The following is a 17,161-nucleotide window of genomic DNA, read 5'->3' as shown; positions in this document are numbered from 1 at the left end:
ATATTCCGCCGAGCCGTGAGCATCGCCCCACTTTTCAGCGAAAACGGGGGCGATGCTCACGGCTCGGCGAAGAAATCGGTGCTCAGAAGAGGCAGCCGCGCGCGGCGAGGGCGACGCGTACCCGGCGGAGGAACTCCCGGCCGCCGTGCATCAGGTCGTCGTCGGTGATGCGGATGACCCGCCAGCCCAGATCCTCCAGCCGCTCCCGGCGGGTGATGTCGGAGCGAAACCGGCTGCGGTCGGTGCGGTGCTGCTCGCCTTCGTACTCCACGCAGACCCGCCAGGCCGGCCAGGCGAGGTCGACCCGGGCCACGAAGCATCCGGCGGTATCCGTCACCTCGAAATTCACGACCGGTTCGGGCACCCCGGAGTCCAGGAGCAGGAGGCGGGTCTCGGTTTCCTTGGCCGAATCGACCCGCGCGCGGCTGCACAGGGCCGCTTCGCGCAGACCACGGATGCCCCGGCGCCCGGCCAGGCCCGCGACGGCGGCGCGCAGTTCCCCGGGCGTGTATCGCGGATGCTGCCCCGCGCACAGAAAATCGGCGACGGCGATCAGAGACCCGCGATCCAGCACCGGGCCGAGGTCGATCCAGGTCTGCCGCGGGGTCGTGAGCGGAAGCCCGTCGATCAGCTCGACATCCATCAGGCGCTCGCACAGCTCGTGCCCGACGACCCCGGCCATCTGCGGCGACCGGTGCGCGGCCGGCACGGTGACGTGCAGGCGGCAATCGGCGAGCGCCCAATGCGGCAGAGGCAGGCCGTGCAGCGTTGCCGCGGTGACGTGGCTGAACACGTGGGTGGGCGGCATCCGGGCCGTGTAGGCGCGGCACAACTCGCTGATCGACGCCGGAGGGGCACCGGCCACGCGCACGCCGCGGAACGGCCTGGCGAGATCGCGGCCCCCGAGGCGGTTCTTTCCCACGCCCAGGTCGAGCGCCCGGCCGACCAGGAACGGTTCATCCCCGAATTCGGGCGGCAGCGGGCTGTGCGGCGACATGCCTCGAGGATGTCCCACGCGGCATCCGCCCGCTCGATCTCTCCACAGGCCCCGCAAAACCCGGTCACTCCCGCCGCCGAGCCGTGAGGAAGTCTCCTCAAAACACGAAAAACAGGAGCCGAACTCACCGCTCGGCGAAGAGGCGGGGACCGGGAGCGGCTAGGAGACCTGCACCTGGATGGGGGCGGTGTCGGGGATCGGGCTCGCGTCGCGGCCGCGGAGGTCGGGATGCCAGCGGCGGCCGAGCGCGGGGATGAGCGTGCCGAGCGCCGCGAAACCGGCCGCGACCAGGATCGCCGCGCCGGCGCCGCTGTGGTCGATCATGAACCCGGCGATCGCGGAGCCCATCGCGGCGCCCATCAGCTGGCCCGTGCCGACCCAGCCGTAGGCTTCCGCGGTGTCGCTGAACTTCACGCTGGCGGAGACGATCCCGAACAAGACGGCGAACGCCGGGGCGATGCCGATGCCCGCGAGCAGCAGCGTGGCGGCGAGCCACCAGAAGCTCAGTCCCAGGGTGGCGAGGCTCAGGCCGACGGTGACGATCAGCATCCGTACGGCGAGGGCCCACGGCCCGATCGGGGCGTGGCCGAGGGCGAGGCCGCCGATCAGCGATCCGGCCGCGAAGATGCCGAGCACCCAGCCGGAGTCCGAACTGCCGTGCCCGAACGCGGCGACGACGCCGGCTTCGACCGCGGCGCAGGCGGCGACCAGCATGAAGCCGACGATGGTGCTCAGCAGCACCGGCGGGCGCTTGAGCACGACGCCGAGCTTGCGGCGGCTGCGGGGGATGCGCACGCGGCCCACCTCGGGCAGCGCCAGGAACCAGACGCCGCCGCCGACCAGGAACACGGCGGCGAGCAGGATGCCGGCCACCGAGCTGACCTGGATCGCCACGAAGGTGGCGATCACCGGGCCCAGCACCCAGATGATCTCCTGGGCCGACGCGTCGAGCGAGAACAGCGGCGTCAGCTGGCGTGAGTTGACGATCTTCGGGTAGATGGTGCGCACCGCCGGCTGGATCGGCGGCGTGGACAGCCCTGCGACCAGGCCGATGGCCATCAATGCGTAGATGGGCAGGGTCACCAGGGCCATCGTCACGATGGAGCTCGCGCACACGATCAGGGTGGCCAGGATGACCGGGCGCATGCCCCAGCGGCCCATCAGGCGGCTGGTCAGCGGTCCGGCGATGGCCTGGCCGATGCTCATGGCGCCGAGCACGAGGCCGGCCGAGCCGTAGGAGTCGTAGACCTGCTCGATGTGGATCAGGAACGCCAGCGACAGCATCCCGAACGGGAAACGGGCCGTCAGTTGGGCGGCGATGACGCGAGCAACGCCCGGTGTCTTCAGAAGGGTCCAGTAGCTGCTCACTTACTCAAGTCTAGGCCGCGGCCGGTGAGTTAGCGTGGACGCGTGCGAACACTGATCACGGCCATGGAACTGGCCACGGAGCTGTCGGAGCGAAGCGACATCCGCGTGCTGGATGTGCGCTGGAAGCTGGGCGACCCGCCCGGGCTCGGGGAGTACCGGGCCGGCCACATCCCGGGCGCCGTCTACGTCGACCTCGACACCGAGCTGGCCGGCCACGGCGAACCGCCCGACGGGCGACATCCGTTGCCGGGCATCGCCGCGCTGCAGGCCGCCGCCCGCCGTTGGGGACTGACCGACGCCGACACGGTCGTGGTCTACGACGACCTGGGCGGGATGTCGGCCGCCCGCGCCTGGTGGCTGCTGCGGCACGCGGGCGTGCGCGAGGTGCTGCTGCTCGACGGGGCGCTCGCCGCCTGGCGGCGCGCCGGCCTCCCGCTCGCCACCGGCGACGAGCCGGCACCGGCCGGCACGGTCACCCTGTCGTACGGCTCACTCCCCGTGCTCGACGCGGATGCCGCCGCCCGACTGGCCCGCACGGGTGTGCTCCTCGACGCCCGCGCCGCGGAGCGCTACCGCGGTGACACGGAGCCGATCGACCCTCGGGCCGGTCACATCCCCGGGGCGGTCAGCGCGCCCACGGCCGCCAACCTCACGGCCGACGGATTTTTCCGGCCGGCGGCCGAACTGCGCGCCCGGTTCGAGGCCCTCGGCGTGAGTGATGCCGGCACTGTGCGTGCCGGCACTGTGCTGGCAAGCACCGTGGGCGTCTACTGCGGTTCGGGGGTGACGGCCGCCCACGAGGCGGCCGCCCTGACCATCGCCGGATTCGTGCCCGCGCTGTACCCGGGCTCCTGGTCGCAGTGGTCGAACCTGCCCGGGCGCCCGGTGGAGACCGGGGATCCGCACGCCGCGGCGTGAATTCCGCCGGAAACACGCGGATTGCCATACTGGGACGCAGGGAGTCTTCCACGCTCGGTAAGGCTGGCTCAAAACGTTATCTACGCACGGAATCCGCGTGAGCGACCTGTTATATGCTCACATCTGTCGCATCCTGTTCACGGAGCTCAAAGACGAACCAGCAACATCCGACAAACCACGAAGAAGGTTTCGCAATGCGCGCAAAATACCTGCTCCCGGCCCTCGCCGCCGTAACGGCCCTCATGCTCACCGGCTGCGTCGATAATTCGACACCCAGCACGGGTGGATCCTCGGGCGGGTCCACAGCCGGCAAGGTCAAGGTCGACGACGCTGCGGCGGCGCTGGTCCCGGCAAACGTCGCCGATACGGGCAAGCTCGTCGTGGGCGCCGACCCCACCTACGCGCCGAACGAGTTCAAGAACGAGGCCGGCGAGCCGATCGGCTGGGGCATCGAGATCGCCAGTGCCGTCGCCGCGAAGCTCGGCCTGGAGACGGAGTTCCAGGTCGCGAAGTTCGACAACATCATCCCGAGCGTCACCGGCGGCAAGGCCGACATCGGCGTGTCCTCCTTCACCGACAACGTCGAGCGCGAGAAGAAGGTCGACTTCGTCAACTACTACACCGCCGGCATCCAGTGGGCCTCGGCCACGGGCAAGGATGTCGACCCCGACAACGCCTGCGGGCTGAAGGTGGCCGTGCAGGCCACCACATACGAGGACACCGACGAGGTGCCCGCCAAGAGCGACGCCTGCGTCGCCGCCGGCAAGGCGCCGATCGAGAAGCTCAAGTACGACACCCAGGATGCCGCCACCAACGCGGTCATTCTCGGCCAGGCCGACGCCCTCAGCGCCGACTCGCCCGTCACTCTGTATGCCATCGAGCAGACCAAGGGCAAGCTGCAGAAGGCCGGAGAGACCTTCGACGTGGCGCCCTACGGCATCGTGGTCGCCAAAGACTCCAAGTTGGCTCAGGCCGTGCAGGCCGCGCTGCAGTCCATGGTGGATGACGGCACGTACAGTGGGATTCTGGACAAGTGGGGCGTGGCCGACGGGGCGATCGACACCATCACGATCAATGCGGCAGCGAACGGATAATTCATGAGCACCACAAACCCGAAGCCGACCGGCGGGGCAACCCTCCCGCCGACCGAGCCGGCTCATTCGGTTCCGATCAAGGCGATCAAGCTGCGCCACCCGTGGCGGATGGTCTTCGCCATCCTGCTGGTGCTGGTCTTCGTCTCCGTGCTCGTCGACGCCGCGTTCCGCCCCGCCTACGACTGGCCGGCGGTCGGAACGTACCTGTTCGACCGGCGCATTTCGCAGGCGGCCGTCGTTACCCTGCAACTCACGGTCTACTCGATGGTGATCGCGATCATCCTCGGTGTGATCCTGGCCGTGATGCGCCTCTCGCCCAACCCGGTGGTCAAGAGCCTGGCCTGGTTCTACCTCTGGGTCTTCCGCGGCACCCCGGTCTACGTGCAGCTGACCATCTGGGGCCTGATCTCCCTGATCTACTCCACCATCGACATCGGCATCCCGTTCATGGACCCCTGGGTCTCGTTCTCGACCAACGCGGCGCTGAGCACATTCACGATTGCGATCATCGGCCTGGCCCTGAACGAGGCGGCCTACATGGCTGAGATCGTGCGGGCAGGCCTGCTCGCGGTCGACCCGGGCCAGGAAGAGGCTGCGACCGCGCTCGGAATGAGCTGGTCGCAGACCATGACCCGGGTGATCCTGCCGCAGTCGATGCGGGTGATCATCCCGCCCACCGGCAACGAGGTGATCTCGATGCTCAAGACGACGTCGCTCGTGACGGCCGTGCCGTTCAGCTTCGAACTGTTCACCCGGTCGCGGGACATCTCCGCGGAGACGTTCAACCCGATCCCGCTGTTGATCGTGGCGTCGATCTGGTACCTGTTCTTCACCTCCATCCTGATGGTCGGCCAGTACTTCCTCGAGAAGCGGTTCGCCCGCGGGGTCGGCGACCGCCAGGACGACAAGAAGGACCTCGGAACCGGAACGGGCGTCGTCACCGGCGTCGTCCCGGTCGTCGGCTCCGGCCAGCCGACCGTGATCGTGCCGCCGACGATCAAACCGAAGACCACGCCGCCCACCAACCCCGGAGGTCAGTCGTGAGCGACATGAACCCGAGCGCCCGGAACACGCCGGCCGCGGCATCCGTTGCCACGGCGCCACCCATGGTGCTCGCCGAGCAGGTCTCGAAGAGCTTCGGCTCGAATGAGGTGCTCAAGAGCATCTCCCTCGAGGTCAAGCGCGGCGAGGTGATGTGCCTGGTCGGGCCCAGCGGTTCCGGCAAGTCCACGTTCCTGCGCTGCATCAACCATCTGGAGGTGCTCTCCGCCGGCCGGCTCAGCGTCGACGGCGAGCTGATCGGCTACCGGGAGGCGAACGGCAAGCTGTATGAGATGGCGCCCAAGGAAGCGGCGAGGCAGCGCAGGGACATCGGAATGGTGTTCCAGCGGTTCAACCTGTTCCCGCACATGACGGCGTTGCAGAACGTGATGGAAGCCCCGATCCGGGTGAAGGGCCTGCCGAAGGCGCAGGTCGAGCAGACGGCGCGTGCCCTCCTGGCGCGGGTCGGCCTGGCGGAACGGGCCGAGTACTACCCTGCGCACCTGTCCGGCGGCCAGCAGCAGCGCGTGGCGATCGCCCGTGCGCTCGCGATGGAGCCCAAGTTGATGCTCTTCGACGAGCCGACCAGCGCACTCGACCCCGAACTCGTCGGCGAGGTGCTCGACGTAATGAAGGGTCTGGCCAAGTCGGGGATGACCATGATCGTGGTCACCCACGAGATGGGCTTCGCCAAGGAGGTCGCCGACTCGCTCGTCTTCATGGACGGCGGCGTCGTCGTCGAAGCGGGCGACCCGGACGAGATCCTGACGAACCCGCAGCACCGCCGCACGCAGGCGTTCCTGTCGAAGGTGCTTTAGCCCCTCGCGACTCACGATCGCCGTTCGCGCCGAGAATGCCCGCTGGTGCGGGAACTCTCGGCGCGAACGGCGATTTTCGTGGGGCCGGCGGGCCGCGCCGTGGGGCTGAGCGGCCCGGGGATTACGCCGGGCGGCTCTGCGGCGCGGTGGCCGAGGTCATCGCGGCGTCGTGCTCCACGACTTTGCCGAGCACCTTGTCGATCTGACGCATGCTCTCGGCCGGGATCGTCACGCCCGCTGCCTTGACGTTCTCACGCACCTGCTCGGGCCGCGAGGCGCCGACCAGGGCGGCCGAGACATTGTCGTTCTGCAGCACCCAGGCGACGGCCAGCTGCGCCATCGACAGATTCAGGTCGTCCGCGATCGGCTTGAGCTTCTGCACCCGGGTGAGCACGTCGTCGTTCATGAATCGGCTGATCATGTCCGCGCCGCCCTTGAGGTCGGTCGCGCGCGAGCCGGCTGGCGGGGCCTGACCGGGCTTGTACTTGCCGGTGAGCACGCCCTGGGCGACGGGGGACCAGACGATCTGGCCGATCCCGAGTTTGCGGGAGGTCGGCACAACCTCGTCCTCGATCACGCGCCAGAGCATGGAGTACTGCGGCTGGCTGGAGATGAGGCTGAAGCCAAGCTCCTTGGAGAGGGTGTGGCCGGCGCGCAGCTGCGCGGCCGTCCACTCGCTCACACCGATGTAGAGCGCCTTGCCCTGCCTCACGATGTCGGCGAAGGCCTGCATCGTCTCTTCCAGCGGGGTCTCGGTGTCGTAGCGGTGAGCCTGGTACAGGTCGACGTAGTCGGTCTGCAGGCGGCGGAGCGACCCGTTGACGGACTCCATGATGTGCTTGCGGGAGAGCCCGACGTCGTTGTGGCCGCGCGGCCCGGTGGGCCAGTAGACCTTGGTGAAGATCTCGATGCTCTCGCGGCGCTGGCCCTTGAGGGCGTCGCCGAGCACGGACTCCGCCTGGGTGTTGGCGTAGGCGTCGGCCGTGTCGAAGCTGGTGATGCCCTCGTCGAGCGCGGTGTGCACGCACTGCGTGGCGACGTCGTTTTCGACCTGGGAACCGTGGGTGAGCCAGTTGCCGTAGGTGATTTCGGAGATTTTCAGGCCCGAAGAGCCGAGGTAGCGGAATTCCATGCTTTCAGCCTAGGTGGCTGCGCGCGGTTCTAACCGGTCAGGGCCTTGTGGATGCGCTGCAGCGAGACGGGTTCGGCGGCCTTGAGCTCCTGGGCGAAGAGGCTGATCCGCAGCTCCTCGATCAGCCAGCGCGCGCGCACCAGGTTGGCGGCGGCACTCGCCTGCAGGGGGATCTTTCCGCCGGCGTCTTCGAACCGGGCCGTGGCGGCCTGGCTCTCGTTCATCCAGACCCGGTCGCGGCTGGGGTTGTCGCCCAGCTTCACGATCCGGGCGGTGATGCCGGCCAGATAGCGCGGCAGGTGCCGCAGCTGCACGAGCCCGGTGGCACTGACGAAACCGGGGTAGACGAGCCCGGCGAGCTGCGCGCGGGCATCCGTCAGGGCCGGTAGCAGGGCCATGCTGGTGGACGCCTTCAGGGCCTTGTCGGCGGCGCGGGCGGCGGCGAGGATGCGGGCGACGAGGCCGACGGTATCGAACATGGAGTCCATCACCACGCCGGATACGCGGTCGCGGATGGTGTCGAACTCGGCGCGCATGAACACCTGGCCGTCCGGTTTCACCCGGAACAGCACGTCGTCGACGCTCGCCGCGAGGCAGTCGTCGAACAGGGCCTGGGTGGTGCGGTACGGGCTGGTGGCGAGGGAGAGTTTCTCGGCCCCGGTCAGGTGCTGCTGCACGTATGCGACGGGGGAGGGCGTGGCCAGCAGGAGCAGGCGGCGCACCCCGCCCGGCAGAGTGCGGGCCTGCTCGGCTTCGGTGCTCATCATCCGGATGGCCACCGACGTGCCCTCGTCGACCAGGGTCGGGTAGCCGCGGATGGTGTTGTCGCCCTGCCGGGTGTCGAGGAATCGGGGCAGCTCGGGGAATTCCCAGGTGGTGAGCCCGGAGCGCTCGATCGCGTTGGTGGGGGTGGCAGCAGATGCCGCGGCGACGCTCTCGCGGGCCTGATTGCCGAGCCGGCGCTGCAGGTCGGCCAGGTCCTTGCCGGAGGCGATCGCGCGCCCGCGTTCGTCGACCACCCGGAACGTCATGCGGAGGTGGGCCGGCACCCGGGTCAGTTCGAAGTCGTGCACGCTCACCGGCACGTAGGTGAGCTTCTGGATCAGCGCGGCCAGGGTCTCGGCGAAGGGGGTGTCGACCGGGTCGAACATCGAGCCGCCGACCGCGCCGGTGCCGACCTCGCCCGGCGCGGGGGGCAGCTCGTTCAGCAGCCGCCTGGCCCAGTCGGCGGCGGGTACCACGTTGCGCCGGATGCTCTTCGGCAGTGACTTGATCAGGGCCGTGACCAGGTCGGCGCGGAGGCCGGGCACCTGCCAGTCGAACCCGGCGGGGGAGAGCCGCGCGAGCAGGGACAGGGGGATCTGCACGGCCACGCCGTCGTCTTCCTCGCCCGGTTCGAACCGGTAACTCAGCTTGAACTTCTGGTCGCCCTGCCGCCAGATCGGCGGGAACACGGCCTCATCGATCTCGGGGGCGTCCTCGGGGACGAGGGCGTCTGCGGTCATCGTGAGCAGGTCGGGCGTCTGCATCCGTGCCTGCCGCCACCAGGTCTCGAAGGTGCGCGTGGAGCATACGTCGGCCGGAATACGTTTCTGGTAGAACTCGAAGACGGCCTCGTCATCGAAGAGGATGTCGCGGCGACGGGTGCGTTCCTCGAGCTCGGCGAGCTCCTTGCGCAGGCTCGTGTTGGCGCGGTCGAAGGCCGTGACCCTCTGGTCGATCCGGTCGAGGTCCCACTCGCCCTCGACGAGGGCGTGCCGGATGAACAGGTCCCGCGCGTAGGCCGGGTCGACGCGGGAGAACTGGATCCGGCGGCGGGGCACGATCGGCACCCCGTAGAGGGTGACCCGCTCGTAGGCGACGACGGCGCCCTGCTTCTTCTCCCAGTGCGGTTCGGAGTAGCTGCGCTTGCACAGTTCCCCGGCCAGGGGTTCGGCCCAGGCGGGGTCGACGACGGCGTTCATCCGGGCGAACAGACGGCTGGTCTCGACCAGTTCGGCGCTCATCACGGCGTTCGGCTGCTTCTTCGCCAGCGCCGAGCCGGGGAAGATCACGAACCGTTGCTGGCGTGCGCCGATGTAGTCCTTCTTCGCGGTGTCCTTGAGCCCGATGTGGGAGAGCAGGCCGGCCAGCAGGGCGCGGTGGATGCCGTCCGGGTTCACGGTCGGGTCGCCGATGTGGAGGCCGAGGGGCTTGGCCATCTGGCGGAGCTGCTTGTAGACGTCCTGCCACTCGCGCACGCGCAGATAGTTGAGGAACTCGTTTTTGCACAAGCGGCGGAACGCGCTGGAGCCGAGCTCCTTCTGCTGTGCCTCGAGGTAGTTCCAGAGGTTCAGCAGGCTCAGGAAATCGCTGGTGGGGTCCGCGAACCGGGCATGCTGCTGGTCTGCCTGCGCGCGGCGCTCGAGCGGGCGCTCGCGCGGGTCCTGAATGGTGAGCCCGGAAACGATCGCCATCACCTCACGGCTTACGGCCTGAGTCTTGGACTCGATCACCATCCGGCCGAACCGCGGGTCGATGGGGAGTTTCGCGAGCTGCTGGCCGATCCGGGTCAGTTTGGAGATGCCGGGCTTGCTCTCGGTCTTGCCGCCGGCGCCGTGACCCGCGGCGCCGGGCGCGACGGCGCCGAGCTCGGCGAGCAGGTCGAGGCCGTCCTTGATGCCGCGGGAATCGGGCGGGGTGAGGAAGGGGAAGGCGGCGATGTCGCCGAGGCCGAGGGAGATCATCTGCAGGATGACCGCGGCCAGGTTCGTGCGCAGGATCTCCGGCTCGGTGTATTCGGGCCGGCGGCCGAAGTCCTCTTCGGAGTAGAGCCGGATGGCGATGCCGTCGCTGGTGCGCCCGCTTCGGCCGGACCGCTGGTTCGCGGACGCCTGCGAGATCGCCTCGATCGGCAGCCGCTGCACCTTGGAGCGCACGCTGTACCGGCTGATCCGGGCGGTGCCGGCGTCGATGACGTAACGGATGCCGGGCACGGTCAGGCTGGTCTCGGCCACGTTGGTGGCGAGAACGATCCGGCGCCGCACTCCGGCCACGGTCGACGGCTGGAAGACCCGGTGCTGGTCGGCGGAGGAGAGCCGGCCGTAGAGCGGCAGGATTTCGGTGGGGCTGGTGCGCCCCGAGGAGGCGTACTTGCCCTGCAGGGCGTCCGCCGCGTCACGGATCTCGGTCTCACCGCTGAGGAAGACGAGCACGTCCCCGTTGGACTCCCGCTCGAGCTCGTCGAGCGCGGCCGAGATGCCCTCGATGTAGTCGCGGTCGACGCCGGGCGCGGCATCCGTCGTCTCGTCGTCGTCCGTGTCCATGACCTCGGCGACGAGCGGGCGGTACCGGAGTTCGACCGGGAAGGTGCGACCGGAGACCTCGATGATCGGGGCCGGCGTGCCGTCGGGCGCCGCGAAATGCTCCGCGAAGCTCTGCGGGTCGATCGTGGCCGAGGTGATGATCAGCTTGAGGTCGGGGCGCTGCGGCAGCAGCTGCCGCAGGTAGCCGAGCAGGAAGTCGATGTTGAGGCTGCGCTCGTGCGCCTCGTCGATGATGATCGTGTCGTACTTGCGCAGCATCCGGTCGCGGTGCATCTCGTTCAACAGGATGCCGTCGGTCATCAGCTTGATCCGGGTGTCGGGGCCGACCTGGTCGGTGAATCGCACCTGGTAACCGATTGTCTGGCCGACCTCCTGACCGAGCTCCTCGGCGATGCGCTCGGCGATCGTGCGCGCGGCGAGGCGGCGCGGCTGGGTGTGCCCGATGTTCTCCCGGCCCAGCTCCAGGCAGATCTTCGGCAGCTGGGTGGTCTTGCCGGAGCCCGTCGCGCCGGCGACGATGACCACCTGGTTGTCGCGGATGGCGCGCGCGATGTCGTCCCGTCGTTGGCTGACCGGAAGCTCGGGCGGGAAGGTGATAGTGACGGGGATCATGAGCCTTCCATCGTATGACCTCCGCCTGAGGTCTGTCGCGCCTTCGTCTCGCCTCCGTCGCGTCTCTGTCTTGCCTCTGTCTTGACTCGGGGTGGCGCTTAAACCGCACGATGTTAGCATCAAAGAATGAACACTGAGGAAGGGAACGGGGACCGACACGCCGCCCTCGCGTCCGACGCCCGCCGTCAGGTGCTCGACCTCCTGATGGACTCAGCCTCTCCCCTCGACGCGGCCGCGGTCGCGGGGCGCGTCGGGCTGCACGTGACGACGGCCCGGTTCCACCTCGACCAGCTCGAGAACGCCGGCCTGATCCGCCGTGCCGTCGACCGCGCGGGCACCAGGGGGCGGCCTCGCATCCTCTTCACGGCCGGACCGGCCACGCGCGAAGACGGCGCCCAGCACGACATGAGCCGGGTGCTCGCCGGTGCACTCGCCGAGGATGACGACCGCGGGCGCGCCCGGGCGACCCGCGCCGGTGAACGCTGGTCCTCGGCCTACGCCGACGAGCTGCGGGGGACCGCCGACGAGGGCGTCCGGCCGCTGCTGCGCATCCTCGACCGGCTCGGCTTCGACCCCGACGAGGCGACGGATGCCGCGGCGTCGGGTCCCGACGCTGCCGCTCCCGACGCTGCCGCTCCCGACGCTGCCGCTCCCACTCCCGCCGCCACTGCTCCCGCCGCCCCGGTCATCGCGCTGCACGCCTGCCCGTTCCGGGACGACGCGCGGCGGAACACCGAGGTCATCTGTTCCGTTCACCTGGGCCTGGTGCGCGGCGTTGCCCGCGATCTGGGCCGCGACCCGGACCAGATCGAGCTGCGCCCGTTCGTGGGTCCCGAGTTGTGCCACCTGCGGCTGGGCCGGGACTGGGCCGACGCGCGCGCTTGACCCGGTCTCGTAACCCGGCCGTTGCCTGCCGTTCAGCTTGCCGCCGTGGCCGCGACCTAGGGTGGGCCGATGACCATTTCCGTGCCCACACTGACCCTCAACGACGGCCAGACCATCCCGCAGCTCGGCTTCGGCGTGTTCAAGGTCGACCCCGATGAGACCGCCCGCATCGTCGGTGACGCTCTGCAGGTGGGCTACCGGCACATCGACACCGCCGCCATCTACGGCAATGAGGTGGGGGTCGGAGCCGCGCTCGCGACATCCGCCATCGACCGCTCCGAACTGTTCGTGACCACCAAGCTGTGGAACGACCGCCAGGGCACCGAGTCGGCGTTCGAGGCGTTCGACGAGAGCCTCGAGAAGCTCGGGCTCGACTACGTCGACCTCTATCTGATCCACTGGCCGGCGCCCGCCAACGACCGCTACGTCGAGAGCTGGAAGGCGCTCGAGCAGATCCGCGAGTCCGGCCGGGCCCGCTCGATCGGGGTGTCGAACTTCCTCGAGCCCCAGCTCGATCGTGTCATCTCGGAAACGGGGGTCGTACCCGCGGTCAACCAGATCGAGCTGCACCCGGCCCACCAGCAGCGGGAGGTGACCGCGTTCGCCCGGGCGCACGGCATCCGGATCGAGGCCTGGGGGCCGCTCGGCCAGGGCAAATACCCGCTCTTCGAGGAGCCCGTGGTGGCCGTCGCGGCCGAAGCGCACGGCAAGACGCCTGCTCAGGTCGTCATCCGCTGGCACCTGCAGACCGGCAACATCGTCTTCCCCAAGTCCAGCAACCGCGGGCGCATGGCCGAAAACTTTGACGTCTTCGACTTCGAGCTCAGCCGCACGGAGCTGGCCACGATCTCGTCCCTCGAGCGCGCCGGCCGCGTGAGCGCGCACCCCAACGACGTCANCCCCCCCCCCCCCCCCCCCCCCCCCCCCCCCGCCGTGCCCACGCGCCCACGCGCCCCTAACGAATTCGACGGAGATTTTGCCCGAAACGGCCCGAAACGGCCCGGATCCGCGGTTTTAGAGCAATATCTCCGTCGAATTGGTTCGAGACCTGCGGGGTGGGAGCGGGCTCGGCAGCAGCAGTCGGGGCTCGGGAGTGGACGAGCGGGCTCGGCTGCGGGCGGTGGGGGCATAGGTTTGGGTGGTTAACGGAAAGAAGATGACGGATGAATCCGATTGAGTGGCTCTTCGACGCCCAGCTGCAGATCGGAACCCAGACCATTCTCTGGCGTGAGGTCATCGGCAACGCGTTCGGAATCCTGAGCGCGGTCGGGGGCATGCGCCGCAAGGTGTGGGCGTGGCCGGTCGGCATCCTCGGCAATGCCCTCCTGTTCACGGTCTTCCTCGGCGCCGTCTTCGGCACGCCGAACCCGGTCAACCTGCTCGGCCAGGCCGGACGGCAGATCATGTTCATCGTCGTGTCCATCTTCGGCTGGGTGCAGTGGTCGCGCAGCCGCCACTCCGCGACGCACGTCGCGGTCGCGCCGCACTGGGCCGGCAACCGCACGCGCATCCTGCTCGGCCTGGGCCTGGTCGCCGGCACCCTGATCCTGACGCCGATCTTCCGCGCGCTCGGCTCGTTCGAACCGGTCTGGGCCGACGCCTGGATCTTCACCGGATCCCTGCTCGCGACCTACGGCATGGCGAAGGGCTGGACCGAGTTTTGGCTGATCTGGGTGGCCGTTGACATCGTCGGGGTGCCGCTTCTGCTCAGCGCGGGGTACTACGCCTCCGCCGTGCTCTACCTCTTCTACGGGGCGTTCACCATCACCGGTTTCTTCATCTGGATGCGCGTGCAGCGCCGCCGCCAGGAGTTCGTCGCCCGCGAACTCACCGGGCAAGGCTAGGCCGCGCGAACCCGAGCGAACCCGCACTAGGCCGCGCGAACGCGCACCAAGCCGGGCGTACCCGCTGCGCGCTGCGCCGCCGGGCCGGCGGCTACGGGCGCACACGGGGGGCGGCGGGCACAATGGAGGCATGCCCAACCTCCTCGCCGCCGCGATCAGCCCCTACCTGCGTTCGCACGCCGACAATCCCGTCGACTGGCACGGCTGGGGGGCGGAGGCATTCGTGGAGGCGCGCCTGCGCGACGTGCCCGTGCTCGTCTCGATCGGCTATTCGACCTGCCACTGGTGCCACGTGATGGCCCGGGAGAGTTTCAGCGACCCGGACCTCGCCGACTACCTCAACGCGCACTTCGTGAGCATCAAGGTCGACCGGGAGGAACACCCGGAGGTCGACGCCAGTTACCTCGCCGCGGCCAGCGCGTTCGTGGGCGGGCTGGGCTGGCCGCTCAACGTCTTCGTCACCCCGGAGGGGCAGGCGTTCTACGCCGGCACGTATTTTCCCCCGTTGCCGCTGCCGGGGCATCCGTCGTTCCGGCAGATGCTCGAGGCGGTGACGGATGCCTGGACCACCCGCCGCGCGGAGGTCACCGAGAGCGCGTCGCTGGTGGCCGACGCGCTCGCCGCCGCCGCGCAGCAGATCCCCACGGGGCAGCTGCCGGGCGACGACGACCTCGACCGGGTGGCGGGCGAGGTCGCGGCGCAGGAAGACCCGCGTTTCGGCGGTTTCGGCGGCGCGCCGAAGTTCCCGGTCGCGCCGGTTCTCGGTTTCCTGCTCGGTCGCGCCACGGAGCCCCGGCAAGAACCCCGGCAAGAACCCGGGCAGGAGTCCGGGCGGGCGCTCGCGCTGCGCACCCTCAAGCGGATGGGGGCGTCGCCGCTGCGTGATTCAGTCGAGGGCGGCTTCTTTCGGTATGCCGTCAACCGCGACTGGAGTGATCCGCACTATGAGCGCATGCTCTACGACAACGCGCAACTGCTGGACCTCTACACCCGGGCCTGGCAGCTCACCGGCGAGCAGTGGGCGCGCTCCGTCGCCGGGGGCGTTGCACGCTTCCTGATCACCGTGCTCGGCCTGCCCGGAGGCGGATTCGCCAGCGCGCAGGACTCCGAAAGCACCGTCGGAGGGCGCCGCGTCGAGGGCGGTTACTACGCTCTCGACGAAGACGACCGCCGGCAGGAAACCCCGCCCGCACTCGACGAGAAGGTGCTCACCGGCTGGAACGGCCTCGGCATCGCCGCGCTGGCCCGGGCCGGCTTCGCCTTCGACCAGCCCACCTTCACGGCGGCCGCGGCCCGGGCGGCGGACTACCTGCTCGAGCACCACCTCCGCCGGGACGGGAGTCTCGTGCGGGCGTCGATCGCCGGGCGCACGTCGACCGCCCAGCCCACACTGGAGGACTTCGGGATGCTGGCATCGGGCCTCCTCGAGCTGGCTCTCGCGACGGGTGAGGTGCGATACGCCACGGCAGCGCGCCGACTGATCGACGCCACGCTATCGACCACCACCGACACAGCCGAAACACCCGAAACCGCCGACACTACTGACACCACTGACACCACTGACACCACTGACACCACTGACACCACCGACGACACCGCCAACACCGCCAACACCGCCAACACCGCCAACACCGCCGACACCGCACACACGGCCGGGAATGCCCCGGCCCGGACGCCGTTTCGAGCGCCGGACGGCCCGGACCCGATCCTGGCCGGCCAGGGCCTCGCCCTGGAGGTCGACCCGTCGGAGGGCGCCTACCCGTCGGGGATCACGGCGACCGCCGAGGCGGCGCACCTGCTGTTCCTGCTGACCGCCGAGGACCGGTATCGCACGGCCGCCGTGGCGGCGATGGCGCTGCTGGCCGACCGCGTCCGGGAGCGGCCGCTCGCGTTCGGCGCGGCCCTCCGTCTCCTGGCCGAGCTGGCCGGTCCGGCCGAGCAACTGGTGGTCGTGGTGCCGGACGAGGACGCCCGGCCGGGCACGTCCGGTGAGCTGCTCGACGCGGTGCGCCGTCGCGTCGCCGGACTCGTCGCATCCGTCACCCACGGCCAGGCCGAGGCATTCGCGGCCGCGGGTTTCGAGCTGTTCCGGGACCGCACCGTGCGCGACCAGCGGCCCACGGCGTACCTCTGCCGCGATTTCGTCTGCAGCCTGCCGGTTACCGACCCGGCCGACCTGCCGACCGTCGCAACGCAGACCGCAACGCAGACCGCAACGCAGACCGCAGACGCGGACTAGAGAAAGTACCCGACCGAGACGAGACTGGCCGCATGGGCATCCTGATCAAGCGGGTCTACGACGAGCCGGCGGAGTCCGACGGCGTGCGCGTGCTCGTGGACCGGCTGTGGCCGCGCGGGGTCTCGAAGGAGCACGCCCGGCTCGATCTCTGGCTCAAGGACGTCGCCCCCAGTCCCGATCTGCGCACCTGGTGGAACCACGACCCCGCTCGGCTGGCCGAGTTCGCGGAGCGCTACACCGCCGAACTGGGGGCAGCGCCGCAGACCCGGCAAGCCGTGGCCGAGCTCAGGGCACTCCTCGCCCGGAACACGGCCGCGCACACCGAGACGACCCTCGTCTACGGCGCCCGCGACCCGGTCGTCAACCACGCCCGGGTGCTCGCGGCCTATCTGGCCGACAACCCCGAACCGCGCGATCCCCAATTACCCAACCGCTCCGCCTGAACCGGCGAAGCCCACTCCCAAAGGATTCCGACATGGTTCCCGAAACAAACATCTGGGCCGTCCTCCTCGCCACCGCGTCGAGCATGGCAGTCGGGGCGATCTGGTATTCGCGCCGGGTGTTCGGCACCTACTGGATGAAGGCCGTCGGCCACGACGAGGAGAGCGTGCGCCCGGGTTCGGCGGCCCCGCTCGTCGTCACCGTGGTCGTCAGCTTCCTCACGGCCTGGGTGCTGGCCGGCGCCGCGGCGATCGTGCAGGCGTTCTACGGCGGCTCTTTCCTCGCCAACGCACTGCTGACGGCGCTCATCCTCTGGGCCGGCTTCACGGCGGCCCGCATGATCACGCACGACGCATTCGATCGCCGCCCGGCGGGCCTCACCGTGCTCAACATCGCGCACGAACTGGTCACCCTGCTGCTGATGGCTCTGATTATCGGGTTGTTCGGGATCGGCGCCCCGTAGCGAC

General features: G+C 69.5%; 13 protein-coding genes and 1 pseudogene. 10 read left to right on the top strand and 4 right to left on the bottom strand.

Translation table 11 applies throughout. The annotated features are described in order from the left end of the window. Positions 1 to 82: 82 nt before the first annotated feature. Positions 83 to 997 carry an endonuclease domain-containing protein gene (locus E3O49_RS09790; RefSeq protein ID WP_134366090.1) on the bottom strand — a complete coding sequence of 305 codons (915 nt, stop codon included), beginning with the start codon at positions 995 to 997 and terminating at the stop codon, positions 83 to 85. A gap of 159 nt (positions 998 to 1,156) precedes the next feature. Then, positions 1,157 to 2,365 carry an MFS transporter gene (locus E3O49_RS09785; RefSeq protein ID WP_134366089.1) on the bottom strand — a complete coding sequence of 403 codons (1,209 nt, stop codon included), beginning with the start codon at positions 2,363 to 2,365 and terminating at the stop codon, positions 1,157 to 1,159. Between the two features lie 42 nt (positions 2,366 to 2,407). Between E3O49_RS09785 and E3O49_RS09780 the strand changes: the two genes are divergently transcribed. From E3O49_RS09780 to E3O49_RS09765, 4 genes are all read left to right on the top strand, one after another. Further along, complete coding sequence (locus E3O49_RS09780) at positions 2,408 to 3,283, top strand: sulfurtransferase (protein WP_370263813.1); 876 nt, start codon at positions 2,408 to 2,410, stop codon at positions 3,281 to 3,283. A 194-nt stretch (positions 3,284 to 3,477) separates the two neighbouring features. Further along, positions 3,478 to 4,377, top strand: a complete 900-nt coding sequence (locus E3O49_RS09775; protein WP_134366088.1) for an ABC transporter substrate-binding protein — start codon at positions 3,478 to 3,480, stop codon at positions 4,375 to 4,377. 3 nt (positions 4,378 to 4,380) lie between these two features. Beyond that, on the top strand, positions 4,381 to 5,421 hold the full coding sequence (locus E3O49_RS09770; protein WP_134366087.1) for an amino acid ABC transporter permease: 1,041 nt from the start codon (positions 4,381 to 4,383) through the stop codon (positions 5,419 to 5,421). A gap of 62 nt (positions 5,422 to 5,483) precedes the next feature. After that, positions 5,484 to 6,236 (top strand): amino acid ABC transporter ATP-binding protein, encoded by a 753-nt coding sequence (locus E3O49_RS09765; protein WP_134366102.1) that lies wholly within the window; start codon positions 5,484 to 5,486, stop codon positions 6,234 to 6,236. 121 nt (positions 6,237 to 6,357) lie between these two features. Here the strand turns inward: E3O49_RS09765 and E3O49_RS09760 are convergent, their stop codons facing one another. After that, entirely contained in the window at positions 6,358 to 7,368 is a 1,011-nt protein-coding gene (locus E3O49_RS09760; protein ID WP_134366086.1) for an aldo/keto reductase family protein, read from the bottom strand. A 29-nt stretch (positions 7,369 to 7,397) separates the two neighbouring features. Further along, entirely contained in the window at positions 7,398 to 11,285 is a 3,888-nt protein-coding gene (gene hrpA, locus E3O49_RS09755) for an ATP-dependent RNA helicase HrpA (RefSeq protein ID WP_174235697.1), read from the bottom strand. A gap of 126 nt (positions 11,286 to 11,411) precedes the next feature. On the opposite strand from hrpA, the gene E3O49_RS09750 reads away from it, so the two are divergent. The 6 genes and pseudogenes from E3O49_RS09750 (at position 11,412) to E3O49_RS09725 (ending at position 17,157) form a co-directional block, all read left to right on the top strand. Further along, positions 11,412 to 12,170, top strand: a complete 759-nt coding sequence (locus E3O49_RS09750; RefSeq protein WP_134366085.1) for a helix-turn-helix transcriptional regulator — start codon at positions 11,412 to 11,414, stop codon at positions 12,168 to 12,170. Positions 12,171 to 12,245: 75 nt separating this feature from the next. Continuing rightward, a pseudogene (locus E3O49_RS09745) lies at positions 12,246 to 13,067 on the top strand (aldo/keto reductase); the annotation flags it as partial. 266 nt (positions 13,068 to 13,333) lie between these two features. Next, complete coding sequence (gene pnuC / locus E3O49_RS09740) at positions 13,334 to 14,014, top strand: nicotinamide riboside transporter PnuC (RefSeq protein ID WP_134409917.1); 681 nt, start codon at positions 13,334 to 13,336, stop codon at positions 14,012 to 14,014. Between the two features lie 130 nt (positions 14,015 to 14,144). Continuing rightward, positions 14,145 to 16,253, top strand: coding sequence for a thioredoxin domain-containing protein (locus tag E3O49_RS17115; RefSeq protein WP_134451430.1), 2,109 nt, complete (start codon positions 14,145 to 14,147; stop codon positions 16,251 to 16,253). 32 nt (positions 16,254 to 16,285) lie between these two features. Next, positions 16,286 to 16,696: a DUF488 domain-containing protein gene (locus tag E3O49_RS09730; protein ID WP_134366082.1), complete on the top strand. Its 411-nt coding sequence runs from the start codon at positions 16,286 to 16,288 to the stop codon at positions 16,694 to 16,696. Between the two features lie 32 nt (positions 16,697 to 16,728). Then, complete coding sequence (locus tag E3O49_RS09725; protein ID WP_134366081.1) at positions 16,729 to 17,157, top strand: DUF1761 domain-containing protein; 429 nt, start codon at positions 16,729 to 16,731, stop codon at positions 17,155 to 17,157. The last annotated feature ends 4 nt before the right edge of the window (positions 17,158 to 17,161 follow it).

This window comes from Cryobacterium shii (genome assembly GCF_004402595.1).
Lineage (GTDB): Bacteria > Actinomycetota > Actinomycetes > Actinomycetales > Microbacteriaceae > Cryobacterium > Cryobacterium shii.
This window is presented reverse-complemented; position numbering and strand designations above follow the sequence as displayed.

Excerpts from the sequence above, each read along its gene's own strand:
- pnuC (WP_134409917.1), top strand. The coding sequence starts at position 13,334 with ATGAATCCGATTGAGTGGCTCTTCGACGCCCAGCTGCAGATCGGAACC.
- E3O49_RS09760 (WP_134366086.1), bottom strand. The coding sequence starts at position 7,368 with ATGGAATTCCGCTACCTCGGCTCTTCGGGCCTGAAAATCTCCGAAATC.
- E3O49_RS17115 (WP_134451430.1), top strand. The coding sequence starts at position 14,145 with ATGCCCAACCTCCTCGCCGCCGCGATCAGCCCCTACCTGCGTTCGCAC.
- E3O49_RS09725 (WP_134366081.1), top strand. The coding sequence starts at position 16,729 with ATGGTTCCCGAAACAAACATCTGGGCCGTCCTCCTCGCCACCGCGTCG.
- E3O49_RS09775 (WP_134366088.1), top strand. The coding sequence starts at position 3,478 with ATGCGCGCAAAATACCTGCTCCCGGCCCTCGCCGCCGTAACGGCCCTC.
- E3O49_RS09730 (WP_134366082.1), top strand. The coding sequence starts at position 16,286 with ATGGGCATCCTGATCAAGCGGGTCTACGACGAGCCGGCGGAGTCCGAC.
- E3O49_RS09790 (WP_134366090.1), bottom strand. The coding sequence starts at position 997 with ATGTCGCCGCACAGCCCGCTGCCGCCCGAATTCGGGGATGAACCGTTC.
- hrpA (WP_174235697.1), bottom strand. The coding sequence starts at position 11,285 with ATGATCCCCGTCACTATCACCTTCCCGCCCGAGCTTCCGGTCAGCCAA.
- E3O49_RS09750 (WP_134366085.1), top strand. The coding sequence starts at position 11,412 with ATGAACACTGAGGAAGGGAACGGGGACCGACACGCCGCCCTCGCGTCC.
- E3O49_RS09770 (WP_134366087.1), top strand. The coding sequence starts at position 4,381 with ATGAGCACCACAAACCCGAAGCCGACCGGCGGGGCAACCCTCCCGCCG.
- E3O49_RS09765 (WP_134366102.1), top strand. The coding sequence starts at position 5,484 with ATGGTGCTCGCCGAGCAGGTCTCGAAGAGCTTCGGCTCGAATGAGGTG.